Origin of the sequence: Gallibacterium genomosp. 2, assembly GCF_000771895.1 — a bacterium.
GTDB lineage: Bacteria > Pseudomonadota > Gammaproteobacteria > Enterobacterales > Pasteurellaceae > Gallibacterium.
Genome location: NZ_JPXY01000017.1, coordinates 1 through 26,479, shown reverse-complemented (window position 1 = coordinate 26,479; position 26,479 = coordinate 1). Strand labels below are relative to the sequence as shown.

The following is a 26,479-nucleotide window of genomic DNA, read 5'->3' as shown; positions in this document are numbered from 1 at the left end:
TTAGTTAAAAATAGCTGTTTTTTATATTTTTTTAGGTTTTAACACTATATTCTGTATTTTAAAAAAGCAAAATAAGCCATTATTTAGCATAAAATGCTATTGACTTAAAATACTCTTTTCGGCAAAATCGATCACGTTTTTCAGTTTTATAAGGTTTTGAACAATGTTTTCTCCTATTTCTTTATCTCTGATTCTGTTACTCACAAATTAACAATTTGTGCGGTAAGGCGTGGATAAAGAAAAAATTGAATTTAAGCAAACACACATCTGCCCGCACTTAGCGGGCTTTTTTTTAACTCTTTTTTATGTTGACGACGGTGGAGTATGAGTAATCAAGTTATTATTTTCGATACAACCTTAAGAGATGGTGAACAAGCGTTAAAAGCCAGTTTAACAGTAAAAGAAAAGTTGCAAATCGCACTTGCCCTTGAGCGTCTTGGCGTTGATGTGATGGAAGTGGGCTTCCCTGTATCTTCAGAGGGGGATTTTGAATCTGTCCGAACCATTGCACAACAGGTTAAAAATAGTCGCGTTTGTGCCTTATCTCGTGCGGTGGATAAAGACATTGATGTGGCTGCGGAAGCTTTGAAAGTGGCTGAAGCCTTTCGTATTCATACTTTTATCGCCACCTCCGCCTTGCACGTTGAAGCCAAATTACGCCGCACTTTTGACGATGTGGTAGAAATGGCGATCAACGCGGTGAAACGTGCCAGACGTTATACCGATGATGTGGAATTTTCTTGCGAGGACGCAGGGCGTACGGGGATTGACAATATTTGCCGTATCGTAGAAGCGGCGATTAATGCGGGGGCAACCACCGTGAACATTCCCGACACCGTGGGCTATTGCTTACCGATGGAATACGGCAACATTATCGCCAATGTGATGAACCGCGTGCCAAACATTGATAAAGCCATTATTTCCGTGCATTGCCATAACGATTTGGGTATGGCGACTGCCAATTCTTTAACCGCCGTGCAAAATGGGGCAAGACAGATTGAATGTACCATCAACGGTATCGGCGAGCGTGCTGGTAACACGGCATTAGAAGAAGTGGTGATGGCGATCAAAACCCGCCAAGCCTTGTTTGGCGTGGACACTCGCATTAATACGCAAGAAATCCACCGCGTCAGCCAAATGGTGAGCCAATTATGCAATATGCCGATTCAGCCGAATAAAGCCATTGTGGGATCAAACGCCTTCGCCCATTCTTCAGGAATCCACCAAGATGGTATGGTGAAAAATAAAAACACCTATGAAATTATGTCGCCAGAAACTATCGGCTTGAAAAAAGAAAAATTAAATTTGACTGCCCGTTCTGGTCGTGCGGCGGTGAAAAACCATATGGATTCAATGGGTTATCAAGAAAATGAATATGATTTGGATAAATTATACGAAGCTTTCTTGAAATTAGCGGACAAAAAAGGGCAAGTGTTCGATTATGACTTAGAAGCCCTTGCCTTTATTGATATGCAACAGGGTGATGAAGATCGCTTAACCCTTGATGTGATCACCTCGCAAATGATTAGCCATTTGCCTGCTTCCGCTTTCGTGCAAGTGGAATTGGACGGCGAGAAATTAAGCCAAGTGTCGAGTGGTGGGAATGGACCTGTTGATGCGGTGTTCAATGCCATTTTGAAAATCACAGGCATTGAATTAAAAATGTTGAACTACAACTTAACCGCCAAAGGCGAGGGGGCGGAAGCACTCGGACAAGTGGATATTGTGGTGGAGCATAAAGGTCGCCGCTTCCACGGTGTGGGCTTGGCAACGGATATTGTGGAATCCTCTGCACGGGCGTTAATCCACGCGATCAATGCGATCTACCGTTCGCATAAAGTAGAAAATTTAAAATTACATAAAAATTCGGTGAATTAAGGAGTGTTGTGATGAAAAATTATAATGTTGCCGTGTTGAGCGGCGATGGCATCGGCCCTGAAGTAATGGCAGAAGCCTTAAAAGTGTTAAGTGCGGTGCAAAAAAAGTATGATTTTCAATTAACTTATCGTCATTTTGATATTGGCGGAATTGCCATTGACAATCACGGCACGCCTCTGCCAGCGGAAACCTTAAAAGGTTGCGAAGAAAGCGATGCGATTTTGTTCGGCTCTGTGGGCGGGCCAAAATGGGAGCATTTACCGCCAAATCAACAGCCTGAGCGTGGGGCATTGTTGCCTTTGCGTAAACATTTTTCTTTATTCTGTAATCTTCGTCCAGCGACCCTGTATAAAGGGTTAGAAAAATTCTGTCCATTGCGTGCGGACATCGCTGCGAAAGGCTTCGACATCGTTACCGTGCGTGAATTAACAGGCGGGATTTATTTCGGACAGCCGAAAGGGCGTGAGGGCGAGGGGGCGAGCGAAAAAGCCTTTGATACCGAAGTGTATCACCGCTATGAAATTGAACGCATTGCCAGAGTGGCTTTTGAAACGGCGATGAAACGCAAAAAACATCTCACTTCAGTGGATAAAGCCAATGTGTTGATGAGTTCTGTGCTATGGCGTGAAGTGGTGGAAGAAATGGCGAAAGCCTACCCTGAAGTCAAGGTGGATCATATTTATATCGACAACGCCACAATGCAACTGATTAAACAACCTGAGTTTTTTGACGTGCTACTTTGCTCAAATATTTTTGGCGATATTATTTCTGATGAATGTGCGATGATCACAGGATCAATGGGAATGTTACCGTCTGCTAGCCTTAACGAACAAGGCTTCGGTTTATACGAACCCGCTGGCGGTTCAGCTCCAGACATTGCGGGCAAAGGCATTGCTAACCCAATCGCCCAAATTTTGTCTGCGGCAATGATGTTGCGTTACAGCTTCAACCTCAACGAGGCTGCCCGTGAAATTGAAAGTGCGGTGCAAAAAGTGCTTGAAAATGGCTATCGCACGGCAGATTTAGCTGATGAAAACAAACCTGTTTCTACTAAGGAAATGGGGGATCTTATCACAAAAGCGATTTAAATCTCCCCCTATCCCCCTCTTTGTTAAAGAGGGGGGATTGATTAGTAGGAAAAATAGTAGAGCTGCCTTATTTCCCTATCTTTCTCAAAAAAGGGGAAATGGAATAGTAGAAATAACGAAGTCTCTTTCTTATTCCTCCTCTTTAACAAAGAGGAGAAATTGATAAGTGAAATAGCTTAGTTATTTTCTATCAATAAGGGATAAATAAGAGAAACTGATAATGAAATCTCTCACAAAATCCCCCCTCTTTAACAAAGAGGGGGTTAGGGGGAGATTCTAAACAAGAGATTATAAAATGACGAAAAAAACCCTATACGACAAATTATTCGATGCTCACATCGTTTACGAATCAGAAGGCGAAACGCCGATTTTATACATCAATCGCCACTTAATTCACGAAGTAACCAGCCCACAAGCTTTTGACGGATTGCGTGTCGCCAATCGCCAAGTGCGTCAAGTGGGTAAAACTTTTGGCACAATGGATCACAGCATTTCAACACAAGTGCGTGATGTGAATAAATTAGAAGGACAAGCCAAAATCCAAGTATTAGAACTTGCCAAAAACTGCGCCAATACCGGCATTAAGTTATTTGATATGAGCACTAAACAACAAGGGATTGTGCACGTTGTCGGACCTGAACAGGGTTTAACCTTGCCGGGAATGACCATCGTCTGTGGTGACTCCCACACTGCAACGCACGGTGCATTTGGCGCATTAGCGTTTGGGATTGGTACATCAGAAGTGGAACACGTTCTTGCCACTCAAACCTTAAAACAGAGCCGTGCTAAAAATATGAAAATTGAAGTGCGAGGCAAAGTCGCCCCAGGAATTACGGCAAAAGACATTGTGCTTGCTATTATCGGCAAAACCACAATGGCAGGCGGCACGGGACACGTTGTGGAATTTTGCGGTGAAGCCATTCGTGATCTTTCAATGGAAGGGCGTATGACCGTGTGCAATATGGCGATCGAACTCGGTGCGAAAGCAGGATTAATCGCCCCTGACGAAACGACTTTCGAATATTTGAAAGGTCGTCCTTATGCCCCGAAAGGCAAAGATTGGGACGATGCAGTGGCTTATTGGAAAACCTTAAAAACCGATGATGATGCCCATTTTGATACCGTAGTGGTGTTAGACGCGAAAGAGATTTCGCCGCAAGTAACTTGGGGAACGAATCCAGGACAGGTGATTGGTATTGATCAAACCGTGCCAAATCCTGGGGAAATAAGCGATCCGGTGGTGCGAGCTTCCGCTGAAAAAGCACTGGCTTATATTGGCTTAGCCGCCAACACCGATTTAACCCAAGTACCTGTAGATCAAGTGTTTATCGGCTCTTGTACCAACTCCCGCATTGAAGATTTGCGTGCGGCAGCAGCGGTAATGAAAGGACGTAAAGTTGCCGATAACGTAAAACGCGTATTGGTCGTTCCGGGGTCAGGTCTTGTTAAAGAGCAAGCAGAAAAAGAGGGCTTAGATAAAATCTTTATCGAAGCAGGGGCGCAGTGGCGTAACCCAGGTTGTTCAATGTGCCTAGGAATGAACGACGATCAACTTGGTGAGTGGGAACGCTGTGCCTCCACCAGTAACCGCAACTTTGAAGGTCGCCAAGGACGTAACGGACGCACGCATTTAGTCAGCCCCGCAATGGCAGCGGCGGCGGCAGTGTTCGGCAAATTTGTTGATATTCGTCAAGTGGAATTACTTTAAGGAGAAATTATGGCAGGCTTTAAACAGCATTCAGGCATTGTCGTGCCTTTAGATGTGGCAAATGTAGATACCGATGCCATTATCCCAAAACAATTTTTGCAAGCTATCACCCGCGTAGGGTTTGGCAAACATTTATTCCACGAATGGCGTTATCTTGATGCGGCAGGCACACAGCCTAATCCTGATTTCGTGCTGAACTATCCGCAATATCAAGGGGCAAGCATTTTATTGGCACGCAAAAATCTTGGCTGTGGTTCTTCCCGTGAACACGCTCCTTGGGCATTGGCAGATTATGGCTTCAAAGTGATGATTGCGCCAAGTTTCGCGGATATTTTCTATAACAACAGCTTAAATAATCATATGTTGCCAATTCGTTTAAGCGAAGAAGAAGTCGAAGAAATCTTCCAATGGGTGTGGGCAAACCCGGGGAAAGCGATTGATGTCGATTTAGAAAAAATGACGGTAACTGTAGGTGAAAAAGTCTATCCTTTTGAACTGGACGAATTTCGCCGTCATTGCCTATTAAACGGCTTAGACAACATCGGCTTAACCCTACAGCACGAAAACGCCATTGCGGAATATGAGAAAAATATTCCTAACTTCTTAAAATAAACAGGAGGTAGGGTAAAAAATCTCGAATAAATTTCCAAAATCGTGCAAAAAGCGTGTATTCTTTTTGCAAAGAAAAACAAAAAGGATACCGCTATGCAACTTTCCTCAATGCAACAACAGCGTCTATTTGATCTGTTACAAAATTCAACCTTAAAAGATCATTATCAACTTCCAATTATCTTGGAAAATTTACCGAAAAATCTTCGCCAAATTGCAACCGCTATCTATTTTTCTGATTTTGTCGCAGAAATTTTACAGAAATACCCAACTATTTTCGAACAATGGTTACTACAATTACCGCAGTTTACAGATTGTGGTTTGTATCAACAGCATTTACTCGTACAGCTGGAAAATGTAGATGATGAAAACAAGCTGTATCAAATTTTACGCCGTTTCCGCCATTGTGAAATGGCAAAATTGAGCTTTTGTCAAAGTTTAAATCTTGCCAGTGTTGAGCAGATCTTTCATCAGCTTTCCGAATTAGCGGAAGCGATTATTGTGGTGACCAAAGATTGGCTTTATAAAAAGCTCTGTGTTGAATTAGGTACACCGACTAATGCTGAAGGAGAAGCTCAACCACTCATTATTTTGGGAATGGGGAAATTGGGTGGCAGAGAGTTAAATTTCTCTTCTGATATTGATCTGATTTTCACTTATCCGGATCACGGTGCAACGGTAGGTTCCAGAAGAAGTATCGATAATGGACAATTTTTTATCCGTTTGGGGCAACGTTTTATTAAAGCGTTGGATCAAGCTACCATTGATGGCTTTGTTTATCGCGTTGATATGCGCCTGCGTCCTTTCGGCGAAGCCGGCGCATTAGCATTAAGTTTTGCCTCGATTGAGGATTATTATCAAGAACAAGGGCGTGATTGGGAACGTTATGCGATGATTAAAGCGCGCATTATGGGTGAAGATGCCAATGATCCGAATCACCGTTATTTAAGCCAGTTGCTACGCCCATTTGTTTATCGGCGTTATATTGATTTTAGTGCCATTCAATCGCTGCGTGATATGAAGCAGAAAATCAATGCTGAAGTAAGACGACGGGGCTTAGTGGATAATATTAAACTTGGTGCTGGCGGTATTCGTGAAATTGAGTTTATCGTACAAGTATTCCAACTGATTCGTGGTGGTCGAGAAAAGGCATTACAACAAAGAGAGTTACTCCGAATTTTACCGAAATTGGTTGAATTAAATTTACTACAGCCACTTGAAGCAACACATCTATCTCAGGCTTATCTTTTTTTGCGTCGAGTGGAAAATATTCTACAAGCGATTAACGATCAACAGACACAATTATTACCAACCAATGAACAGGATAAACAGCGTTTAATTGATGCCTGTCGAGTTTTTACCTATTTTAACCAGCAGCATCAATTAGTTACTATTGAATACCCGATTTATGACTGGGACAGTTTTTATCAAGTGTTAAGTCAGCATCAACAAAATGTACGTCAGGTGTTCAGCTACTTAATTGGTGAAGAGGATGAAAAAAGTGAGGAATATCAAAGTGATTGGCAAGATTTTCTAGGCATCAATTTTAATCATCAGGATGTGATGACACTATTAGACAAATTAAATTTATCTCATCAGCAAGAAATTGCCGATCATATGTGGCAGTTCAAACAAGAAATGTTACGTAAATCAATTGGTGTGCGTGGTCGAGATGTGTTGGAACAATTACTTCCAATTTTATTTGATGAGATGTTGGCTATGAAAGATGCAGCAGTATTGCTTCCTCGTATTTTAGAAATTATTGCCAAAATTGCGACCAGAACGACTTATCTTGAATTATTGTATGAGAATCCAAATTCACGCGTATTATTAATGAATTTATGTGGCGCATCACCTTTTGTTGCTCGACAAATTGCTGATTATCCATTGTTATTGGATGAGTTATTAAATCCTAATACGTTATTATCTCCACCTCCATTTAGTCAATACCAAGCAGAATTAGAACATTATTTGATACGAATTCCTCAAGAAGATGAAGAACAATTAATTGATGTTTTGCGTCAGTTTAAATTAGCAACGCAGTTACGAGTAGCTGCTGCTGATATTCTAGGTGCTTTGCCAGTGATGAAAGTAAGCGATCATTTAACTTATTTAGCGGAAGCGATTATTGCCAGTGTAGTTAATCTTGCTTGGCGTCAGGTTACACAACGTTTTGGTACACCTAACCACTTACAAAATAATGACAAAGGTTTTTTAGTGGTTGGTTACGGCAAATTGGGGGGTATCGAATTAGGCTATAAATCAGATTTGGACTTAGTTTTCCTCTATGATGCACCAGCAAATAGCGAAACAGTCGGTGGTAAAAGAAATATTGATAGCGGACAGTTCTATTTACGTTTAGCACAAAAAATAAATAGTATTTTCAGTATTCATACAAATTCAGGAATTTTATATGAAATAGATATGCGTTTACGACCTTCCGGTAGTTCAGGCTTATTGGTCAGTTCGATAAAGGCCTTTCACGATTATCAATTAAATGAAGCTTGGACGTGGGAAAAACAGGCTTTGGTGCGAGCAAGACCAGTTTTTGGTGAAACCACTATGAGACAACAATTTACACAGATTCGTCACGATGTGTTATCTACAGAAAAAGAGATAAATCAACTGAAGATTGATGTACGAGAAATGCGAGAAAAAATGTATCAACATTTATCACACACGGAAGCGGGCTATTTTGATATTAAAAAAGATCGTGGTGGTATTACCGATATTGAGTTTATCGCACAGTTTTTAATGCTAGCAAACGCTCCAAAGATACCAGAATTAACAACTTGGTCTGATAATGTACGTATTTTTGAGGATATGGTGAAATATCAAGTTATCACGCCGGAAATTGGTGAAAAACTAACCAAAAGTTATGTTGAATTGCGTAATCATATTCACCATCTAAACCTTGCCGGCAAGAATTCAGTGGTGGAGGCTGAACCGTTTTCTGCAATAAGAGCTTTTATCACTCAAGTATGGCGACAGTTATTTTATTAATAGCAAGATTGTTTTCAATTTGATAGTTTCCACATTTGATGTGGCCTAAATTTTTTAACCGTTTCGGATAGAAGTTCCCCATCCGGAAAGACTAAATTGGGTGCAATATCAAATAAAGGAATAATCACGAACTCCCGATTTTTCATTTCACAATGAGGAACAATTAAGCGAGGATGCAAAATAACTTCTTGATTAAACAGTAAAATATCGAGATCAAGTGTACGCTCTCCCCAACGACGTAATCTGACCCGACCTTGATCGTTTTCGATTGATTGTAATAAATCCAGCAGTGCTAATGGTTCAAGTTCAGTTTCTATTTGTACAACTGCATTAATGTAATCAGGCTGATCTTGAGGCCCTAACGGCTTGCTACCATAAAAAGGGCTAACTGATTTTATTTTCAGCTCCGGATGTTGATTTAAAGTCTGCACAGCACGTGTTAATTGTGCTAAAGGATCACCTAAGTTACTACCTAATGCAATATAAACGTTATTTATCAACTAGTTATCCTCATTTTAGTGGTATTCATTTTCTTTTGGTTGTTTGCCGGATGATAGCGTCGGCGAGATTTACGTTTCCGTTTCTTTTCTTGATGCGGGTGTAATTCCTGCTGTACCTTGATTAATTCTTCACGTTGCATACTGTTGCTTTGTTGATATTCATACCACCAAGCTGCCAATTCAATAGATTCGCCCTGTTCGATTTCGGCACGCATTGCTAATAGATCATAAGCAGCACGAAACTTAGGATGCTCCAATGTAACTTGTGGCTTCTTACCAGTACGTTTAGTGAAAAGTAACTGCAATGACCAAATATCACGGATGGTAGCAGTATGGCGACGTAAAATGGCAACACGTTGACAAATTAGCGTCAATAAATCATTACTAGCAAGAGAATAGGCATCAAAGTTATTTAAACCACCTTCATTCTTCAATATTTCAATACGCTCACGTAACGGATACCAAAAAAAAGCGGCAAACAAAAATGCTGGATTAATACGTAAATGATCGGCAATACGCTCATCAGTGGAACGTAATGCGGTAATAATCATTTTTTCTGTAAATGAGTCATTATTCGCGGTAAAAAATGGAATTAATGCCGGAAAAAGTTGATGAAATAATTGATATTTATAGAGTAATTGATATGTTTTCTCACCCTTCCCAGTTTGTAATAGTTTTAATGACTCATCAAATAAACGTGCCGCTGGAATGTTTTGCAATAAAGATGCCAATTGATAAATCGGTTTTTCACATTGTTTATCAAGAAACATATCCAGTTTTGCCATAAAACGGATAGCTCGCAACATTCTGACTGGATCTTCCTGATAACGTTGAGTTGGATCACCAATCAACATCAATCGACCTGCGCGCAAATCTTTAATACCATTGAAGAAATCATAGAGTTTATCTTTACGGGGATCGTAATAAAATGCATTGACAGTAAAATCACGACGAGCAGCATCATCTTCCAAACTGCCATAAACATTATCACGTAATAACATTCCTTCTGCACTTTGTTTAGCTAATTTATCATTATTAATTTCATCGTGAGCAGCGCGGAATGTTGCAACTTCAATGATTTCTCTACCGAATAAAATATGTGCCAACCTGAAACGGCGTCCAACTAAACGACATTGACGTTGAAATATTCTTTGAATCTGTTCTGGACGCGCACTAGTTGCAACATCGAAATCTTTAGGCATTTTGTTCAATAAAATATCGCGTAAACAACCGCCTACCACATAAGCCTCAAAACCATTACTCTGCAATTTTTCAACAACCTGTAATGCTTGACGGCTAATAAGATGAGGATAAATACCATATTCAGAAGCTTTTAAGTATGGTAATGCTGCTCGTTTAGATTTGTTTTTCACAGAGGAAAATTTCTGCTTAGTTTTTTTCTGACTAACAACAGGAGCAGATGTATGTTTTGTTGAGAAAGTGTTTTGCTGTTCTTCCGTTTTTTGCGGAAACAGTTTTCGAATAAATTTAAAAATAAGACCACCTCAATCTACTTTTAAAAAATATGTAAAAAGTGATATTTTTTATCTATTTTTAAAATAGAAAACTCTCCCTAAACTGGATTAGGGAGAGAAATTTGGCTAATTTCCGCTGTAAACAGCGGTAATTCAATCACTTGGGTATTTTGATGAATTTACCCACCAATCTGTTTTTCGCGAATTTCTGCTAATGTTTTACAATCAATACAAAGATCAGCTGTCGGACGAGCCTCTAAACGCTTTATCCCAATTTCAACACCACAAGATTCACAGTAACCGAAATCTTCAGATTCAATCTTTTTGATAGTACGTTCAATTTTCTTTAATAATTTTCGTTCACGATCACGATTACGTAGTTCTAAACTGAACTCTTCTTCCTGTGTAGCACGATCGGATGGATCCGGAAAATTAGAAGCTTCATCACGCATAAGTGCGACAGTTCTATTTGCTTCTTCCATGATTTGATCATGCCAAGCAGTTAAAATCTTTTTAAAATGAAGAAGTTGCGCTTCATTCATATATTCTTCGCCGACTTTCTCTTGATAAGGTTGCACACCGGCAAGAGCTAAAACACTTAGTGATGATTTTGGCGTAGTTGCCGTCATATTTAAATCTCTCCTAGACACCAAAAAATAAATAACGACTAATAAAACACTCCATATGAAATACTTTTATCAAAAATAGAGCCTTTTTTATACAATTTTCCGTCGATTTTCATACACTTTGGAGTGAGCTATTCCAAAGGACGGTTATAAATATCAGAACTTATACTTTTTAGCAAACAGAATTTTTTAAAATGATGATTATTTAAACGAAGAAATACAGAAAAACAGATATTTTTTGTAAATTTTCGATGAAGCTCACATTTTTACTGCTTATCTTTTGCACATTAATACAGATCTATTATTTTACTCCAGAATAAAAAGGAGGATATGTGGAGCGAATTGCCATTGCTTGTATTGTCAGTTGTTTGGTGATGATGTATTTGCCGTTTGAATGGATTTTTTTAACTAAATTTTGGGGTATTTTTTTCGCTATTACTTCGTCACTGACCGTATTGTTAATAAGAAAGAAAAGTCCGTGGAGTAATGTGATTATTGCAATAATATTTTCGTGTTGTTGGTGTTTATTTTTGATCCAACAACTAATAACTCAAGCGCAATATTTGCATACATTGCCGAAGAAACAGCGTGCGGAAATTTTGATTGAAAAGGTTTTGCACCAACGCGATTATCAAACGGCAATTGCATCATTGAAATTTTCACATAAAGATGAAAAGTATCGGTTTTATTTAAATTGGCAAACACCGCAACAGCTAGCTGCCGGACAGTCTTGGCAAGGAGAGGTGACATTAAAACCTTTAGCATCAAGAGTAAATTTTGGTGGTTTTCAGCGTCAAAAATGGCTGTATGCAAATCATATCGTTGGTTATGCCGTTATTAAAAAAGCAGTTTTTATTGCAGATAATCCCGATTTGCGCGAGCGATTATTGCGGCATAATTTGGATTTATGGCAACAGCAACCACAGTCGGAATTATTTCTTGCATTAGGGTTTGGTGATAAACGTTTTTTAAGCAAGGAAATGCTACAACTGTTTCAACAGACTGGAACAGCGCATTTAATTGCGATTTCAGGATTGCATATCGGTTTGGTAATGTTATTGGGGGTTGCTTTAGCTCGTTGTGTGCAATATTTATTGCCTACTCATCGTATTACACCGTTTTTCCCATTACTATTCGGTGGAATATGCGCTTTGTTATACAGTTATTTAGCCGATTTTTCAATCCCAACTGTCAGAGCAATTATTGCATTGATTTTTCTATTGTGGCTAAGATTTTTTCGAGGTCATTTAAATTGGTGGCAATGTTATGTACGTTGTATCACTATCTTTGTGTTATTAGATCCATTTATTCTATTAAGTGATAGTTTTTGGCTATCTGCATTAGCAGTTTTATGTCTATTGATTTGGAATCACCTATTTCCCCTATCAATTTGGTCAATTCGGGGGAAAAAGCCACACCAATTCGGTAAAATAGTTTATTACATTTTTACTCTTATTCATCTGCAAATCGGGCTTTCCCTACTATTTACACCGATTACAATTTTCTTTTTTTCAGGTTTTAATTTCTTTAATCTATGGATTAATTTGTGGATTGTTCCTATTTTCAGCTTTGTACTCATCCCATTAATTCTATTTTCCATTTTAACATTCAATTACTTCCACAGTTGGACGTTATGCCAGTTTATTGCGCAACAATGTGTTGAAGGCTTAAAGATATTTAAAATTGGCTGGCATCCTATTTCAGAGGTGGAAAATCTCTGGATTAGCTTGGTTTTTCTAGGCTTGTGTTTGATTTGGGGAATGTTCTGTATTCACTATGCTAAATATCAACGAACTAAAGCGGATGAACATCATTGGTTGCCGGCACCAACTTTATTACGTTTAGAGGTGTCTACTTTGGTTGATCGTACCGATTTTCAAACTATTTTGAAAATAATAGGAATGATTTTAGGCATAATGCTATGGCAATTAGGCTTCTATTATTATCAACAATATCGCACCTTATGGATGCTGGAAATGTTGGATGTCGGGCAAGGAATGTCTATTCTGATACAACAAAATGGTAAGGGCGTTTTGTATGATACCGCTGCTTCGTGGCGTGGTGGTAGTATGGCTGAATTAGAAATTATTCCTTATTTACAAAGGCGAGGCATTGTATTGGAAACGATTATTCTAAGTCACGATGATAATGATCATAGTGGCGGTGCTGAAACGCTACTTAACTATTATCCGAACGCAACATTAATCACATCTTCTAAAAAAACATATGCCGAGAGAATCCCTTTGCCGTGTTATAAAGGGATTCAATGGTATTGGCAAAATTTAAATTGGCAAGTAATTGCGCCGTATAAAATAGAGAAAACAGCTAAAAATCATCAATCCTGCGTTATATTACTTAATGATGGAGAACATAATGTACTATTAACAGGTGATCTGGATAAAACTGCAGAATTACTGTATTTAGCTGATTTCCCGATGATTGATATTTTGCAGGTTGCTCATCACGGTAGCCGTACTTCAACCAGTACTGCATTTTTGCAAAAAACACAACCTAAAATAGCATTAATTTCCGCTGGCATAGGCAATCAATGGCATTTTCCACATCAGGAGATTATTTCACGATTACAGCAATTTCAGGTAGATACGCTAGTAACAGCAACAGTAGGACAAATTCTATTACGTTTTACCAAACACGGAGAAATTGAAGTTGAAACAGCGAGAACCTTCTTACAACCTTGGTTTAAGCAGTTACTTTAAGGGCTGATTTGATAAATAACAGAATAAAGGTAGAATAGCGTTTTAAATTTATTTACGGTACAACGCCATTTTATGAATGATAAAGATTTTTCAACAAAAGCGACATTTAAACGTTTATGGCCAATGATTTGGCAATATCGATTAGGTATTTTAATTGCAATTATTGCCTTGGTTTTTAACGCATTAACCGAAGCTGGATTAATCTATTTATTGAAGCCATTACTAGATAAAGGATTCGGTGAGGCAGATCTGTCATTCCTAAAATGGTTGCCAATCATCGTTATCCTGCTTATTTTTTTACGAGGTATTACCAGTTTTGTTTCCGATTATTGTCTTTCGTGGGTGTCGGGCAATGTAGTAATGGTAATGCGCAGAATGTTATTTAAACATTTAATGTATATGCCGGTCAGTTTTTTTGACCATCAAGCGGCAGGGAAACTGCTTTCACGCATCACTTATGATTCCGAACAGGTCGCGAACTCCTCTTCCAACGCCTTGATTACTATCGTGAAAGAGAGTGCTACCGTGGTTTCATTGCTGGGGTTAATGCTTTATACCAGTTGGCAGTTGTCGTTGGTGCTTTTCGTGGTCGGGCCTATTATTGCAGTATTAATCAGTGTGGTATCCAAGCATTTTCGCCGTTTAAGTAAAAATATGCAGAATTCAATGGGCGAATTGACGGCAAGTGCAGAACAGATGCTGAAAGGGCATCGTGTCGTGCTTTCTTTTGGTGGTCAACAAGTTGAAGAACAACGTTTTGATTTAGTCAGTGATGATATGCGTCGTAAAAGCCTGAAAATGATGGCAATGAGTGCCATTTCAGATCCTATTGTGCAAATTATTGCCTCTTTTGCATTGGCGGTAGTGCTATATTTGGCAACAATACCAACAATGATGGGGGGACAACTTACCGCTGGTGATTTTACGCTTGTTTTTTCATCAATGTTTGCTTTATTAAGACCTTTAAAATCTTTAACCAATGTGAATGCACAATTCCAACGTGGAATGGCAGCTTGCCAGACTTTATTCTCTATTTTGGATTTGGAAACAGAACAAGATAATGGCAAATTTGTAAGTGAAAAAGTTAGTGGTGATATTGCTTTTAAAGATGTCAGTTTTTACTATCAAGGCAAGGATGAACCGGCACTTTCTCATATTTCGCTTAATATTCCTGCTGGAAAAACAGTGGCATTAGTAGGGCGTTCAGGTTCAGGTAAATCAACAATAGCCAATCTCATTACACGCTTTTACGATGTCCAACAAGGTGAAATTACACTTGATGGGCGTAATATTAAAGATTATACCTTAGCGAATTTGCGTCAGCACTGTGCCATTGTTTCGCAACAGGTTCATCTTTTTAATGATACTATCGCAAATAATATTGCTTATGCGGCAACAGAAAAATATAGTAGAGAACAAATTATTGCGGCAGCAAAAGCAGCTCACGCAATGGAATTTATTGAAAAAATGGAACACGGTTTGGACACTATGATCGGAGAAAACGGTGTTTCACTTTCGGGCGGACAACGCCAACGTTTAGCAATTGCAAGAGCATTATTAAGAAATGCTGCAGTATTAATTTTAGATGAAGCTACCTCTGCCTTAGATACGGAGTCTGAACGTGCGATCCAAAATGCATTGGATGGTTTGCATCAACATAAAACATTGTTGGTAATAGCACACCGTTTATCAACGATTGAACGAGCAGATGAAATTATTGTCATTGATCAAGGAGAGATTGTTGAAAGGGGAACGCATCAACAGTTGCTGCAATATGGGCAAATCTATGCTCAATTGCACAAAATGCAATTTGAAGGTTAAGAGGTTTATAAAAGAAACAGTATGAAATTCTGGTATCAACAATCGTGGTTGCAATGGTTATTATTACCTTTCTCTTGGGTATTCCAATTGGCGACATATTTACGACGGAAAGCCTATCAAAAAGGTATTTTTACCTCTTGGAAAGCACCTTGCACGGTTGTAGTGGTTGGTAATTTATCGGTAGGCGGAAATGGGAAAACCCCATTGGTGATTACATTAGTGGAACAATTACAACGACAGGGAATCCGTGTTGGTGTGATTTCTCGCGGATATGGCGGTGAAAGCACTGAATATCCGTTTTTGGTTTGTGCCTCTTCCGATGCTAAAAAAGTGGGCGATGAACCGGTATTGATTGCACAACGTACATCTGCGCCGGTTGCGATTTCACCTGATCGCCGACAAAGTATCGAACTGTTGCATAAAGCGTACCATCCACAAGTGATTATTAGTGATGATGGTTTGCAGAATTATAAATTACAGCGTGATCTTGAATTGGTGGTGGTGGATGGTGAGCGTCGTTTCGGTAATGGGTTATTATTGCCGGCTGGTCCGTTACGAGAGTTGCCAAAGCAACGATTAAAAACGGTTGATGCGGTGATTTGTAATGGCGGTACTGCACAAGATAATGAAATTTTGATGACATTGCGCAGTGGCGAAGCGGTCAATTTGCTCACCAATGAGAGAAGAGCATTAACTCAATTTACGCAAGTAAATGCTGTTGCCGGAATTGGTTACCCACCACGTTTTTTCACCAGTTTGGAACATCAAGGAATCACGCTGTTATCAAGTACTGCCTTCCCGGATCACTACTCTTTTCAACCATCGGATTTTTCTGCATTTGATCAAAGTGATATTCCTCTGTTGATGACCGAAAAAGACGCAGTGAAATGTCGTAAATTTGCACAAAAGCATTGGTGGTATGTGGAAGTTACGGCGGAAATTAAGAAAGAGCAATTAGAAAATTTAATTGCAAAGATTATTGCTAAGGTAAATAAATGAAACAAAAAGTGATTAGTATGTTGGCGTGCCCACACTGCCATCAACCGCTGTTGCTTGATGAGCAACAACAACGTTTAATTTGCGAAAATGAACAATTTGCCTATCCAATTATGAACGGTATTCCAGCACTGTTGCCAGAAAATGCAGTGTCGTTAAAGCAAGATAATCAAAACCAAACAGTGAAGGAGATATAAAATGAGATTCAGTGTCATTATTCCGTCACGGTATGCCTCTAGTCGTTTACCGGGTAAACCACTGAAAGATATTGCAGGTAAACCTATGATTCAACACGTTTGGGAAAAAGCGCAATTAGCTGGAGCAACAAGGGTAATTGTTGCGACTGATCATCCCGAAATAGAGCAAGTAGTGAAAGCCTTTGGTGGAGAAGTTTGCCTCACTTCAGATAAACATAATTCCGGCACTGAACGGTTAGCAGAAGTAGTGACAAAATTGGCATTGCCTGATGATGAAATCGTGGTCAATATTCAAGGAGATGAACCTTTGATTCCACCGGTAATTGTAAAACAGGTAGCTGAAAATTTAGATAAATATCAAGTAAATATGGCAACTTTATCAGTGAAAATTGATGAAGCTCAGGAGCTATTTAATCCGAATGTAGTGAAAGTATTAACTGATAAAAACGGTTATGTGCTTTATTTCTCTAGAGCGGTAATTCCGTGGCATCGGGATCAATTTGCTGGCGTATATCAACAACCACAAGAAATTAAACATTTTGAATTACTTACTAATTTGTATCAACGTCATATCGGCATTTATGCCTATAGAGCAGGCTTTATTCGCCAATATGTGACGTGGCAACCGACAGCATTAGAACAATGCGAATCATTAGAACAACTGAGAGTCTTATGGAACAGTGAAAAAATTCATTGTGAACTTGCGTTGGAAATTCCGGCAGTAGGTGTAGATACTGAAGAAGATTTATTAAAAGTTCGTGCAATTTTGTCCTGTTAAACGATGTTTGATGCAAAAAAATTTCTTGCCGATGTTTCGGAAAATCCTGGCGTTTATAGGATGTATGATCGGAATAACACTGTTATTTATGTCGGCAAGGCAAAAAATCTCAAAAAACGGCTTTCCAGTTATTTCCGCAAAAATGTTAATAGCAAAAAAACGGAAGCACTGGTTGCTTCGATCGATCATATCGATACAACGATTACCCATTCGGAAACGGAAGCATTGCTGCTTGAACATAATTTCATCAAGCAGTATCAGCCTCGTTACAATGTGTTGTTACGAGATGATAAATCCTATCCCTATATTTTATTAACTCACGAGCGTCATCCACGAATTACCTCATATCGTGGTGCAAAAAAAATCGCCGGTGAGTATTTTGGGCCTTATCCGCACTCTTCCGCTGTGCGAGAAACCTTATCATTGATGCAGAAGTTATTCCCGATTCGTCAGTGTGAGAACAGTGTTTATAACAACCGTTCCCGTCCTTGCTTGCAGTATCAAATTAAACGCTGTTTGGCACCTTGTGTTGCCGGATATGTAACGGATGAAGAGTATCAGCAACAGGTGGAGTTGGCTCGCCTGTTTTTGCAAGGTAAAGATCAGCAGGTGGTGACCCATCTGATTGAAAAAATGGAGCAGGCGAGCAACAGATTAGATTTTGAAGCGGCGGCACGTTATCGCGATCAGATTCAGGCGGTGCGATCTGTAATGGAAAAACAGTTCGTCAGTAATGATCGTTTGGATGACATCGATATTATCGCGATTGCGTACAAATCCGGATTGGCTTGTGTGCAAGTGTTGTTTATTCGTCACGGAAAAATATTGGGAAATCGTAGTTATTTCCCGAAAATTCCGGCAAATACGCAGATTGCTGAAGTTATTGAAACTTTTTTAGGGCAATTTTATTTACAGGCACATCAAGGGCGGAGTATTCCCGATTCGATTGTGATTGATCACTCTTTAGCCGGAAAAGAGATGTTACAAACGTTATTGAGTGAACAGGCAGGGCGTCAAGTTCAGATTCAAGATAAAGTAAAAGGCGAGAAAAACCGTTATTTACAGTTGGCGCAAACTAATGCTTCGGTGGCATTAACAACGCAATTAAAACAACAAGGCAGAATAGAAGAGCGTTATCAAGCGTTGCAACAGTTGCTGCATATGGACAAAATCCAACGAATGGAGTGTTTCGATATTAGCCATACAATGGGTGAAAATACGATTGCTTCCTGTGTTGTTTTTGGTTCGGAAGGGCCGTTAAAGTCGGATTATCGCCGTTTTAATATTGAAGGTACACACGGTGATGATTATGCGGCGATGGAGCAGGCATTGAAGAAAAGATACGATAAAGATCTCACGGCAGAGAAGATCCCTGATATTATTTTTATTGACGGTGGCAAAGGGCAGCTTAATCGTGCTTTGGCAGTGTTTGAAAATCTGAATGTGAGTTGGAATAAACACAAGCCGTTATTAATCGGCGTGGCGAAAGGGGTTGATCGTAAAGCCGGTTTGGAAACCTTGTTAATCGGTAACAGTGAACGGGAGATTCATTTAGAACCGGATAATTTAGCACTACATTTGATCCAGCATATTCGAGATGAATCACATAATCACGCTATTTCCGGACACCGTAAAAAACGGCAGAAAGCATTTATTCAGAGCGGTTTGGAGAGTATTGAGGGCGTTGGTGCAAAACGACGTCAAGCACTGTTGAAATATCTTGGCGGTTTGCAGGGGGGTCGTGCCGCTACGATAGATGAATTGGCTTCCGTACCCGGAATTTCACGTTCATTAGCTGAAAAAATCTTTGAAACACTAAAACATTGATATTGAATATAGGCAATTTAACTCAATATGCTTTACAATAGTCACGTTTGGTATTAAATCGATCTGGTGATCAAGATGAAATTGAATATTCCCACTTTTTTGACCTTTTTTCGTGTTATTTTAATCCCGTTTTTTATCGTTCTGTTTTATTTTCCATTTAGTTGGGCGCCGTTTTGGACTGCACTTATTTTTACCATAGCCTCTGTGACCGATTGGTTAGATGGTTATTTAGCGCGTAAATGGAAACAAACAACCCGTTTTGGCGCATTTCTTGATCCGGTAGCAGATAAAGTTATGGTTGCCGCTGCATTGGTGTTAGTGGTTGAACATTATCATACTTTTTGGATTACGATTCCGGCGATTATTATGATCTCTCGTGAAATTATTATTTCAGCTTTGCGAGAATGGATGGCGGAATTGGGTGATAGAAATAAAGTGGCAGTGTCTTGGTTAGGAAAAGTGAAAACCACATCACAGATGATTGCGCTTATCGGATTGTTATGGCGTTATAATCCGACAATGGAAATTATTGCTACAATTGCGTTGTATGTTGCGGTTATCTTGACAGTTTGGTCGATGTGGCAATATTTGACTTTAGCGAAAGAAAGTTTATTGCAGGAATAACGATTTATTCGATGAAAATAAAACCTAGTGTTTGTCGCACTAGGTTTTTTTGATCCTAAATTAGCTTGATTTATGTTCCAGTAACAGCGTTGCACCTTTTGCGATCATTCTGAGTTGTAGAATGACGCGTTGTTTCAATGCCTCTCGTTCTTGATTATTCATATCCAAAGCGTGCGAACCGGCGGTAAAAACAATAGTAACCATCCCTTCGGATTGCGCTTTGGCAATATCAGCGGGGATATCCTTATCTTTGTTCATAATATATTCTGCCAGTTCAGCAACAAAATGATTGATTTCTCGTGAGGCTGCCGTTCTGAACTCTTGAGATGTACCGGAGCTTTCACGCAACAGAAGGCGGAAAACATTAGGACGGTTGGCAATAAATTCAAAAAATGTTTCAACGGAAATAGCAATAACACTCCCGCCATCCTCAATCCGTTTTCTAGCTTGGCGCATCAGTTGCCGTAGAATTAAGCCGGCTTCATCGACCATACTTAATCCTAATTCATCCATATCCTTAAAATGGCGATAGAATGAAGTTGGCGCAATGCCGGCTTCTCGACTGACTTCACGGAGACTTAAATTGGAAAAACTTTTTTCAGCACTGAGCTGATCAAACGCGGCATCGATTAACGCACGTCTGGTTTTCTCTTTTTGTTTGGCTCTGATTCCGCTCATTTTTAAGCATCTTTAGTTGCTGTAACAAGTAACGGTTTAATATTGTTGCCGATTAACTCCGCAACTCGTTGATAACGGGCTTTCAATGGTGAACCGGGACGATAAATTAAGCCGATGGTGCGATAAGGTCTAGGATTGGTACAAGGAATATATTTAACACCCTCGCGCGAACGTTCATTTAAAATTGCCAACTCCGGCATAAAGGTAATACCGGCATTAGCGGCAACCATATTGCGTAATGTTTCTAAACTTGTTGCTTGATAGTGAGTATTCTCTTTTGCACCGGCGACAAAACAGTAACCTAATGCTTGATCGCGGAAGCAATGACCATCGTCCAACATTAGAATTTCATATTGTTTGAGTTTTTCAAGCGGAATTTCATCCTCTTTAGCGAGCGGATGTTGATCAGAAACCGCAATTAACATTGCTTCATCATAAATAGGAATTTCAATAAATGCAGAGGTATCTTTTACTAATGCGACAATTGCACAATCGATTTGACCTTTTTCAAGTTGCTCCAATAATTGATGTGTTTGCGCTTCATAAAGATAAACTTCCAATTCAGGGAAAGATTCACGCAACATCGGAATGACATAAGGCAATAAATAAGGTCCAATAGTTGGAATCATTCCCATATGGAGCGGACCTGTCATATCTTTACCTTGGTTACTTGCCATTTCCCTTAATAACTGAACCTCTTTTAGCACATTGCGTGCCTGATCAACTAATAATAATCCGGATTGAGTGAAAAGCACTTTACGGCTGGTTCTTTCTAATAGAAGAATACCCAATTCATCTTCCAATTTTCTAATTTGACCACTTAATGTCGGTTGGCTCACGTGGCAGGCATCGGCAGCCTTACGGAAATGTTTATGATCGGAAAGTGCCACTAAATATTCAAGATCCCTAAGATTCATAACGACTCCTTTATAGGTAGTAACGATTAAAAAATAAATTTTAATTGAAACAAACTATAACACAATTATTGGCGAGTACAACTGCTTTGTGGATTGCTTAACCACTGTTTTATCAGATCTTCGGTAATGAGTTTATGTGACCAAAGACTGGTAATATCCGGTTGTGGAAATTGATTATGGTTATAGGCAATTAATTGTTTAAAATCAAAAGCGGCGTGCGGGTAATCATTAATCAATAACAGGGCAAAATAGCCGTCTTCCGACCAGCAAATTTGTAATTTCCGTTCTATCTGTTTTTGTTCGACTGCGGCAACATTATAGATATGCAAACTATCGACAATCGCCTCTTTTTGTTGGGTATCTATGGCATAGAAATAACCACTATCACCATCATCTTCAAAAATCACAGCTAAATGTGGCTGTTGTGTGGAGTGTGTGCCAATTTGTTTAGATTGGCTAATTAATAATTTGTCTTCAAGAGTCAGATAAAGCATAAGTTCCTCAACTAAGGTAGTGTTGATAAGTGTTGTTCAAGTATCGTAATGCATTCGGCCAATATTGTTTGTTCTTGTTCAGTGAAACGCGCGAAATGAGGACTATCAATATCTAATACGCCGATAATTTCCCCATTTTTATGTAAAGGCAGAACAATTTCAGAATTGCTGGCATTATCACAAGCGATATGACCATCAAATTGATGTACATTATCAATTCTTAATATCCTATTTTGGGCAACGGCTTGACCGCAAACACCTTGACCGACAGCAATTCGATTGCAAGCAATTTTACCTTGAAAAGGGCCTAAAGTAAGAATATTTTGTGCATTTAACAAGTAAAACCCGACCCAATTAATATCAGCAAGTTGTTGATTTAATAGTGCAGAAGTATTGGCCAGCACACTGATTAAGTTATCATCATCAGCAATTAAAGATTGTAAATTATGCGGTAGATGTTGCAAATCGTTATCGGAAAACGAAAACATAAATTCTCCTTATAATAAAAAGACGAAAGATAAAATGATCCGTCCTCGAAAAGTTGGACTACTATTTTAAGGACTGAAGTCTGTATCAAACAGGACTCAGTTCATTTAATGTTAATTGTATTCTGTCCTCATTGTAATAACGAACATATTTTTTGATAACAAATTCCAGTTCTTAAATGCTTTCGAACGTTTTGCCATAAAAACATTCTACTTTTATCCGACTAAATAGCGTGATTTTTTCATCGCAGGTCGTCCTTTAGGTTTGGGGTGTAATCTTTCTATACCGGATTGTTGAACAATTACCAATCATTGTCTAATGACACCCGAATTAGCAATACTAAAATTTCTCTGTTTTGAATAGTTTGTATGACTTGATATTTAAAGTCTGGGGGTATGGTACGTTTGGTATGCAGCACGGCTAAACCATTTATACTAGAATATTGAGCAATTCAATGTCTTAATGTTCGTTTAGGTACTGTAAATGTACGACAGGTGAAAGAAAGACTTTCGTGGGTGTTGAAAGTAGAAATCAACAGCTTGTTGTTTAAATGTTTGGTTGTATTTGGTCATAAAAAATCTGCACCTCTATGTTGGATAATAAGTCCAATTTTTGGGGTGCAGATCAAAAACTCTTTTGGCTGTTTGAAATGTTAATAATTAAATTACCAACCTTTTACAACAGAATCTTTGAATTCCGTCATTGCTTTTTTATAAACTTCTTCCGTATTGTATGCCTTAACGAAGTTTTGAACATCCGGATCAGCTTTATTATCTTCACGTGCAACAATGATATTGACGTATGGAGAATCTTTATCTTCTACAAATACAGCGTCTTTACTTGGATATAAACCGGCAGCGCCTGCAAAGGTATTATTGATGATAGCGAGATCAACCTGACCTAAAGTACGAGGGATAAGGTTGGCATCAAGAGTTTTGATGTTTAAATTTTTTGGATTATCAACAATATCCAATGTGGTAGGTGTTAAACCAGTACCTTCTTTAAGTTTTAATAAACCCTGTGCTTGTAGTAATAACAAGGCACGGCCACCATTGGTAGGATCGTTAGGAATCGCTACAGTTGCACCGTCTTTTAATTCCTTAACATCTTTGATTTTTTTAGAATAAGCGGCAATAGGATAGACAAAAGTATTTCCTACGATAACTAAATCAGTCCAACCACGATCTTTCATTTGCGAATCTAAATATGGTTTATGTTGGAAAGCATTTGCATCAATAAGTTTATTTTCAAGTGCCGCATTTGGCGTTACGTAATCAGTAAATGGCACTAATTCCACGTCTAGACCATATTTATCTTTTGCGATTTGTTTTGCTGTTTCAGCAACACTCATTTCAGGGCCGACTTGAATGCCCACTTTGATTTTCCCATCTTTAGCGAAAGCAGAGGATGAAAATGCAATAGCTACAGATAATGCACTGATAGTTAAGATGTTTTTGATTTGCATAGAAATCTCCTTCAAGATATTTATTTATGATTAAAGTAACGAACAAGATGATCGCCAATAGTTTGGATAAGTTGCACCATAATGACAAGAATTACAATGGTTGCAACAAGAATCTCCGGCACATAAGTTTGGTAACCGTACTGAATGCCTACATAACCTAAGCCGCCACCGCCGACAGTACCTGCCATAGCAGAATAGTTCACTAAGGAAACCAGTGTTATTGTGAGAGAATTAATGATACTAGGTAATGCTTCAGGTAATAAGAATTTGGTAATAATTTGCAGATTATTTGCTCCCATCGCACGTGCTGCTTCGGTTAAGCCGGCAGGAATTTCCATCAAGGCACCCTCAACCAAACGAGCCATAAAAGGAATGGCAGAAATAGTTAAAGGTACAATAGCGGCGGTTGTCCCAATAAAAGTGCCTAAAATAAACATAGTAAATGGAATAATTGCTACAAGTAGAATGACAAATGGAATTGAACGACCAATATTGACAATAGCACTTAAAGCAAGATTTAGACTTTTATTTTCTTTAATTTGTCCTGGACGAGTAATAAATAGGATAACTCCGAGTGGAATACCAAAAACAGCAGAGAAAAAACCAGAAGCAAACACCATATAGAGTGTTTCTAAAGTAGCATTACCAATTAAAGTCCACACCTGTGGCGTTAAAACATCAAACATAACCCAATACCTCAACACGAACATTATGCTCGATTAAATAAATTTTAGCTTGTGTAATTGCATCTTCTTCACCTTCCACTTCGGCAATAACAAATCCGAATTTGACACCGCCGGCATAATCAATTTGTGACGTTAAAATACTGAGATCGATACCGAATTTTTTTGATGCTAATGACAACAATGGAGCATCAACGGAACGACCAGTAAATTCAAATTTTATCAATGGATAGGATTCTGGTGAACGAGGTGAATCGCTAAGTTGTGCCAAATATTCATCCGGTAAATTAATGTGAAAAGTAGAGTGGATAAAATCTTGTGCCAATTGTGTTTTTGGATTAGAAAAAATTTCACTGACAGACCCTTGCTCCACCAATGATCCTTTATCAATAATGGCTACGTGATCACAAATTTTTTTCACAACGTCCATTTCGTGTGTGATTAATAGAATAGTGATGCCTAAATTACGATTGATCTCTTTAAGCAATTTTAAGATAGATTGTGTAGTAGCAGGATCCAATGCACTTGTTGCCTCATCACAAAGTAACACTTTCGGATCGTTTGCTAATGCGCGAGCAATTGCAACACGCTGCTTTTGACCGCCGGATAGATTACTCGGATACATTTCTTTTTTATCAGATAATCCGACCATATCCAGTAAACTGTTTACTTTACTATGAATTTGTTCTTTTGGTGTGCCGTTCAACTCCAAGGGCAATGCAATATTGCCGAATACAGTACGAGAGTTTAACAAATTGAAATGTTGGAAAATCATTCCGATTTGACGGCGAGCTAACACTAATTGGCTTGATGTTAGCTGCATAAGATTTTGTCCATCAACAAGCACATTCCCACTAGTTGGGCGTTCAAGTAGATTAACACAGCGAATCAGTGTACTTTTACCTGCGCCGGATGCACCGATAACTCCGACAATTTTACCTTTAGGAATGTCCAATGAAACATTGTCTAAAGCCGTCAGCTGTTTATCTCCAAGCTGAAAAATTTTATAGATATTTTCTAATTTGATCATTTTGTACTTAAATTAAGTTAATGAAGAAAATTAGCGTTATTCTAGACGTCTAGATAGCTATGTCAATAAAATTTTTATAAGATTTAGCTATTAGATAGTAAAATTTAGTACATACAGTTAAGCTAAAAAGAGTAATGGTATTAAAAAAGATAAGTAAAATTAAAGGTAAATATGATGAAAAAAGCAATATTTTTAGATCGTGATGGCACTTTAAATATTGATTATGGCTATGTACACGACATTGATCATTTCCATTTTATTGAAGGAGGTATAGATGCATTAAAGGAATTACAAGATATGGGATATGCTTTAGTGATTGTTACCAATCAATCAGGAATTGCTAGAGGATATTTTACCGAAAAAGAGTTTAATCAATTAACAGAGTGGATGGATTGGTCACTAGAAGATAGAGGTGTGCATTTAGAAGGCATTTATTATTGTCCACATCATCCGAAGGGTATCGGTAAATACAAAAAAGAGTGCGATTGTCGTAAACCAAAAGCAGGCTTATTGTTGGAGGCAATTGCAGATTTGGACATAGATCCTCAAAAATCTATTATGATCGGTGATAAGTTGGATGATGTTATTGCCGGTAAAAAAGCAAATGTGGGAACAACTATTTTAGTAAAAACGGGAAAAACAATAACTGAAGAAATAGCAAGGCAGGCTGATTATCTAATTGATTCTATTGCTTATTTACCCGCATTAATCAAAGAGAAAATTTCCAATAAAGATTAAAAAATAGTCGCTTGAAATTTTTCTTAGAAAAAAGACTTGCACAAGGTTTTGAAATGCTTATAATACGCCACCGCAACGACGCTGAAGTGTGAAGTTAAAAAGAAAGCGTCGTTTTTTGTTCTTTAAAAAAACTATCAGACA

24 protein-coding genes are annotated in these 26,479 nt (G+C 38.7%); 13 read left to right on the top strand and 11 right to left on the bottom strand.

Going from position 1 to position 26,479, the window contains the following annotated elements; genetic code table 11:
* Positions 1-324 precede the first annotated feature (324 nt).
* From leuA to glnE, 5 genes are all read left to right on the top strand, one after another.
* On the top strand, positions 325-1,878 hold the full coding sequence (gene leuA, locus P375_RS03775) for a 2-isopropylmalate synthase (protein WP_039134536.1): 1,554 nt from the start codon (positions 325-327) through the stop codon (positions 1,876-1,878).
* An 11-nt stretch (positions 1,879-1,889) separates the two neighbouring features.
* Positions 1,890-2,966, top strand: a complete 1,077-nt coding sequence (leuB, locus tag P375_RS03770) for a 3-isopropylmalate dehydrogenase (protein WP_039134535.1) — start codon at positions 1,890-1,892, stop codon at positions 2,964-2,966.
* Between the two features lie 295 nt (positions 2,967-3,261).
* Positions 3,262-4,674 (top strand): 3-isopropylmalate dehydratase large subunit, encoded by a 1,413-nt coding sequence (gene leuC / locus P375_RS03765; protein ID WP_039134534.1) that lies wholly within the window; start codon positions 3,262-3,264, stop codon positions 4,672-4,674.
* A gap of 9 nt (positions 4,675-4,683) precedes the next feature.
* A complete protein-coding gene (gene leuD / locus P375_RS03760; RefSeq protein ID WP_039134533.1) occupies positions 4,684-5,286 on the top strand; it encodes a 3-isopropylmalate dehydratase small subunit in 603 nt (200 codons plus the stop codon).
* Positions 5,287-5,379: 93 nt separating this feature from the next.
* The gene (gene glnE, locus P375_RS03755; RefSeq protein ID WP_039134532.1) at positions 5,380-8,286 is read left to right on the top strand and encodes a bifunctional [glutamate--ammonia ligase]-adenylyl-L-tyrosine phosphorylase/[glutamate--ammonia-ligase] adenylyltransferase; all 2,907 of its coding nucleotides are present in this window, start codon (positions 5,380-5,382) and stop codon (positions 8,284-8,286) included.
* Positions 8,287-8,300: 14 nt separating this feature from the next.
* On the opposite strand, the gene folK is transcribed toward glnE, so the two are convergent.
* From folK to dksA, 3 genes are all read right to left on the bottom strand, one after another.
* On the bottom strand, positions 8,301-8,783 hold the full coding sequence (gene folK, locus P375_RS03750; RefSeq protein ID WP_039134736.1) for a 2-amino-4-hydroxy-6-hydroxymethyldihydropteridine diphosphokinase: 483 nt from the start codon (positions 8,781-8,783) through the stop codon (positions 8,301-8,303).
* A complete protein-coding gene (gene pcnB / locus P375_RS03745; RefSeq protein WP_432430740.1) occupies positions 8,783-10,261 on the bottom strand; it encodes a polynucleotide adenylyltransferase PcnB in 1,479 nt (492 codons plus the stop codon). The genes folK and pcnB overlap by 1 nt, the downstream gene beginning before the upstream one ends.
* A 179-nt stretch (positions 10,262-10,440) precedes the next feature.
* Positions 10,441-10,890, bottom strand: coding sequence for an RNA polymerase-binding protein DksA (gene dksA / locus P375_RS03740; protein ID WP_039134528.1), 450 nt, complete (start codon positions 10,888-10,890; stop codon positions 10,441-10,443).
* Positions 10,891-11,219: 329 nt separating this feature from the next.
* Between dksA and P375_RS03735 the strand changes: the two genes are divergently transcribed.
* From P375_RS03735 to pgsA, 7 genes are all read left to right on the top strand, one after another.
* The gene (locus P375_RS03735; RefSeq protein ID WP_039134527.1) at positions 11,220-13,604 is read left to right on the top strand and encodes a DNA internalization-related competence protein ComEC/Rec2; all 2,385 of its coding nucleotides are present in this window, start codon (positions 11,220-11,222) and stop codon (positions 13,602-13,604) included.
* A gap of 72 nt (positions 13,605-13,676) precedes the next feature.
* The gene (msbA, locus tag P375_RS03730; RefSeq protein WP_039134526.1) at positions 13,677-15,425 is read left to right on the top strand and encodes a lipid A ABC transporter ATP-binding protein/permease MsbA; all 1,749 of its coding nucleotides are present in this window, start codon (positions 13,677-13,679) and stop codon (positions 15,423-15,425) included.
* Between the two features lie 21 nt (positions 15,426-15,446).
* Positions 15,447-16,424 carry a tetraacyldisaccharide 4'-kinase gene (gene lpxK / locus P375_RS03725; RefSeq protein WP_039134525.1) on the top strand — a complete coding sequence of 326 codons (978 nt, stop codon included), beginning with the start codon at positions 15,447-15,449 and terminating at the stop codon, positions 16,422-16,424.
* Positions 16,421-16,618 (top strand): Trm112 family protein, encoded by a 198-nt coding sequence (locus tag P375_RS03720; protein WP_039089278.1) that lies wholly within the window; start codon positions 16,421-16,423, stop codon positions 16,616-16,618. Before lpxK ends, P375_RS03720 begins: the two co-directional genes overlap by 4 nt.
* Position 16,619: 1 nt before the next feature.
* Positions 16,620-17,396: a 3-deoxy-manno-octulosonate cytidylyltransferase gene (kdsB, locus tag P375_RS03715; protein ID WP_039134524.1), complete on the top strand. Its 777-nt coding sequence runs from the start codon at positions 16,620-16,622 to the stop codon at positions 17,394-17,396.
* Between the two features lie 3 nt (positions 17,397-17,399).
* Entirely contained in the window at positions 17,400-19,223 is a 1,824-nt protein-coding gene (gene uvrC / locus P375_RS03710) for an excinuclease ABC subunit UvrC (RefSeq protein WP_039134523.1), read from the top strand.
* A 75-nt stretch (positions 19,224-19,298) separates the two neighbouring features.
* On the top strand, positions 19,299-19,847 hold the full coding sequence (gene pgsA / locus P375_RS03705; protein ID WP_021461080.1) for a CDP-diacylglycerol--glycerol-3-phosphate 3-phosphatidyltransferase: 549 nt from the start codon (positions 19,299-19,301) through the stop codon (positions 19,845-19,847).
* 60 nt (positions 19,848-19,907) lie between these two features.
* On the opposite strand, the gene fabR is transcribed toward pgsA, so the two are convergent.
* The 8 genes from fabR to metN form a co-directional block, all read right to left on the bottom strand.
* A complete protein-coding gene (gene fabR / locus P375_RS03700) occupies positions 19,908-20,525 on the bottom strand; it encodes an HTH-type transcriptional repressor FabR (protein WP_018346415.1) in 618 nt (205 codons plus the stop codon).
* A gap of 2 nt (positions 20,526-20,527) precedes the next feature.
* A complete protein-coding gene (gene oxyR, locus P375_RS03695) occupies positions 20,528-21,442 on the bottom strand; it encodes a DNA-binding transcriptional regulator OxyR (protein ID WP_039134520.1) in 915 nt (304 codons plus the stop codon).
* A 65-nt stretch (positions 21,443-21,507) separates the two neighbouring features.
* The gene (locus P375_RS03690) at positions 21,508-21,936 is read right to left on the bottom strand and encodes a DUF2251 domain-containing protein (protein ID WP_039084056.1); all 429 of its coding nucleotides are present in this window, start codon (positions 21,934-21,936) and stop codon (positions 21,508-21,510) included.
* 11 nt (positions 21,937-21,947) lie between these two features.
* A complete protein-coding gene (locus P375_RS03685) occupies positions 21,948-22,424 on the bottom strand; it encodes a GAF domain-containing protein (RefSeq protein WP_039134518.1) in 477 nt (158 codons plus the stop codon).
* Between the two features lie 85 nt (positions 22,425-22,509).
* Positions 22,510-22,593 carry an IS3 family transposase gene (locus P375_RS12970; protein ID WP_156962329.1) on the bottom strand — a complete coding sequence of 28 codons (84 nt, stop codon included), beginning with the start codon at positions 22,591-22,593 and terminating at the stop codon, positions 22,510-22,512.
* A gap of 493 nt (positions 22,594-23,086) precedes the next feature.
* The gene (locus P375_RS03680; protein WP_039134516.1) at positions 23,087-23,887 is read right to left on the bottom strand and encodes a MetQ/NlpA family lipoprotein; all 801 of its coding nucleotides are present in this window, start codon (positions 23,885-23,887) and stop codon (positions 23,087-23,089) included.
* A 20-nt stretch (positions 23,888-23,907) separates the two neighbouring features.
* On the bottom strand, positions 23,908-24,573 hold the full coding sequence (locus P375_RS03675; protein WP_039134513.1) for a methionine ABC transporter permease: 666 nt from the start codon (positions 24,571-24,573) through the stop codon (positions 23,908-23,910).
* Positions 24,566-25,600 carry a methionine ABC transporter ATP-binding protein MetN gene (gene metN / locus P375_RS03670; RefSeq protein WP_039134511.1) on the bottom strand — a complete coding sequence of 345 codons (1,035 nt, stop codon included), beginning with the start codon at positions 25,598-25,600 and terminating at the stop codon, positions 24,566-24,568. Before metN ends, P375_RS03675 begins: the two co-directional genes overlap by 8 nt.
* 174 nt (positions 25,601-25,774) lie before the next feature.
* Between metN and gmhB the strand changes: the two genes are divergently transcribed.
* Entirely contained in the window at positions 25,775-26,338 is a 564-nt protein-coding gene (gene gmhB / locus P375_RS03665; protein ID WP_039134510.1) for a D-glycero-beta-D-manno-heptose 1,7-bisphosphate 7-phosphatase, read from the top strand.
* The last annotated feature ends 141 nt before the right edge of the window (positions 26,339-26,479 follow it).

Coding starts and splice junctions, on each gene's coding strand:
- leuB (WP_039134535.1), top strand. CDS start 1,890: ATGAAAAATTATAATGTTGCCGTGTTGAGCGGCGATGGCATCGGCCCT.
- gmhB (WP_039134510.1), top strand. CDS start 25,775: ATGAAAAAAGCAATATTTTTAGATCGTGATGGCACTTTAAATATTGAT.
- kdsB (WP_039134524.1), top strand. CDS start 16,620: ATGAGATTCAGTGTCATTATTCCGTCACGGTATGCCTCTAGTCGTTTA.
- P375_RS03690 (WP_039084056.1), bottom strand. CDS start 21,936: ATGCTTTATCTGACTCTTGAAGACAAATTATTAATTAGCCAATCTAAA.
- uvrC (WP_039134523.1), top strand. CDS start 17,400: ATGTTTGATGCAAAAAAATTTCTTGCCGATGTTTCGGAAAATCCTGGC.
- dksA (WP_039134528.1), bottom strand. CDS start 10,890: ATGACGGCAACTACGCCAAAATCATCACTAAGTGTTTTAGCTCTTGCC.
- glnE (WP_039134532.1), top strand. CDS start 5,380: ATGCAACTTTCCTCAATGCAACAACAGCGTCTATTTGATCTGTTACAA.
- metN (WP_039134511.1), bottom strand. CDS start 25,600: ATGATCAAATTAGAAAATATCTATAAAATTTTTCAGCTTGGAGATAAA.
- pgsA (WP_021461080.1), top strand. CDS start 19,299: ATGAAATTGAATATTCCCACTTTTTTGACCTTTTTTCGTGTTATTTTA.
- oxyR (WP_039134520.1), bottom strand. CDS start 21,442: ATGAATCTTAGGGATCTTGAATATTTAGTGGCACTTTCCGATCATAAA.
- fabR (WP_018346415.1), bottom strand. CDS start 20,525: ATGAGCGGAATCAGAGCCAAACAAAAAGAGAAAACCAGACGTGCGTTA.
- leuA (WP_039134536.1), top strand. CDS start 325: ATGAGTAATCAAGTTATTATTTTCGATACAACCTTAAGAGATGGTGAA.
- leuD (WP_039134533.1), top strand. CDS start 4,684: ATGGCAGGCTTTAAACAGCATTCAGGCATTGTCGTGCCTTTAGATGTG.
- P375_RS03680 (WP_039134516.1), bottom strand. CDS start 23,887: ATGCAAATCAAAAACATCTTAACTATCAGTGCATTATCTGTAGCTATT.
- leuC (WP_039134534.1), top strand. CDS start 3,262: ATGACGAAAAAAACCCTATACGACAAATTATTCGATGCTCACATCGTT.
- P375_RS03720 (WP_039089278.1), top strand. CDS start 16,421: ATGAAACAAAAAGTGATTAGTATGTTGGCGTGCCCACACTGCCATCAA.
- P375_RS03675 (WP_039134513.1), bottom strand. CDS start 24,573: ATGTTTGATGTTTTAACGCCACAGGTGTGGACTTTAATTGGTAATGCT.
- P375_RS03685 (WP_039134518.1), bottom strand. CDS start 22,424: ATGTTTTCGTTTTCCGATAACGATTTGCAACATCTACCGCATAATTTA.
- msbA (WP_039134526.1), top strand. CDS start 13,677: ATGAATGATAAAGATTTTTCAACAAAAGCGACATTTAAACGTTTATGG.
- lpxK (WP_039134525.1), top strand. CDS start 15,447: ATGAAATTCTGGTATCAACAATCGTGGTTGCAATGGTTATTATTACCT.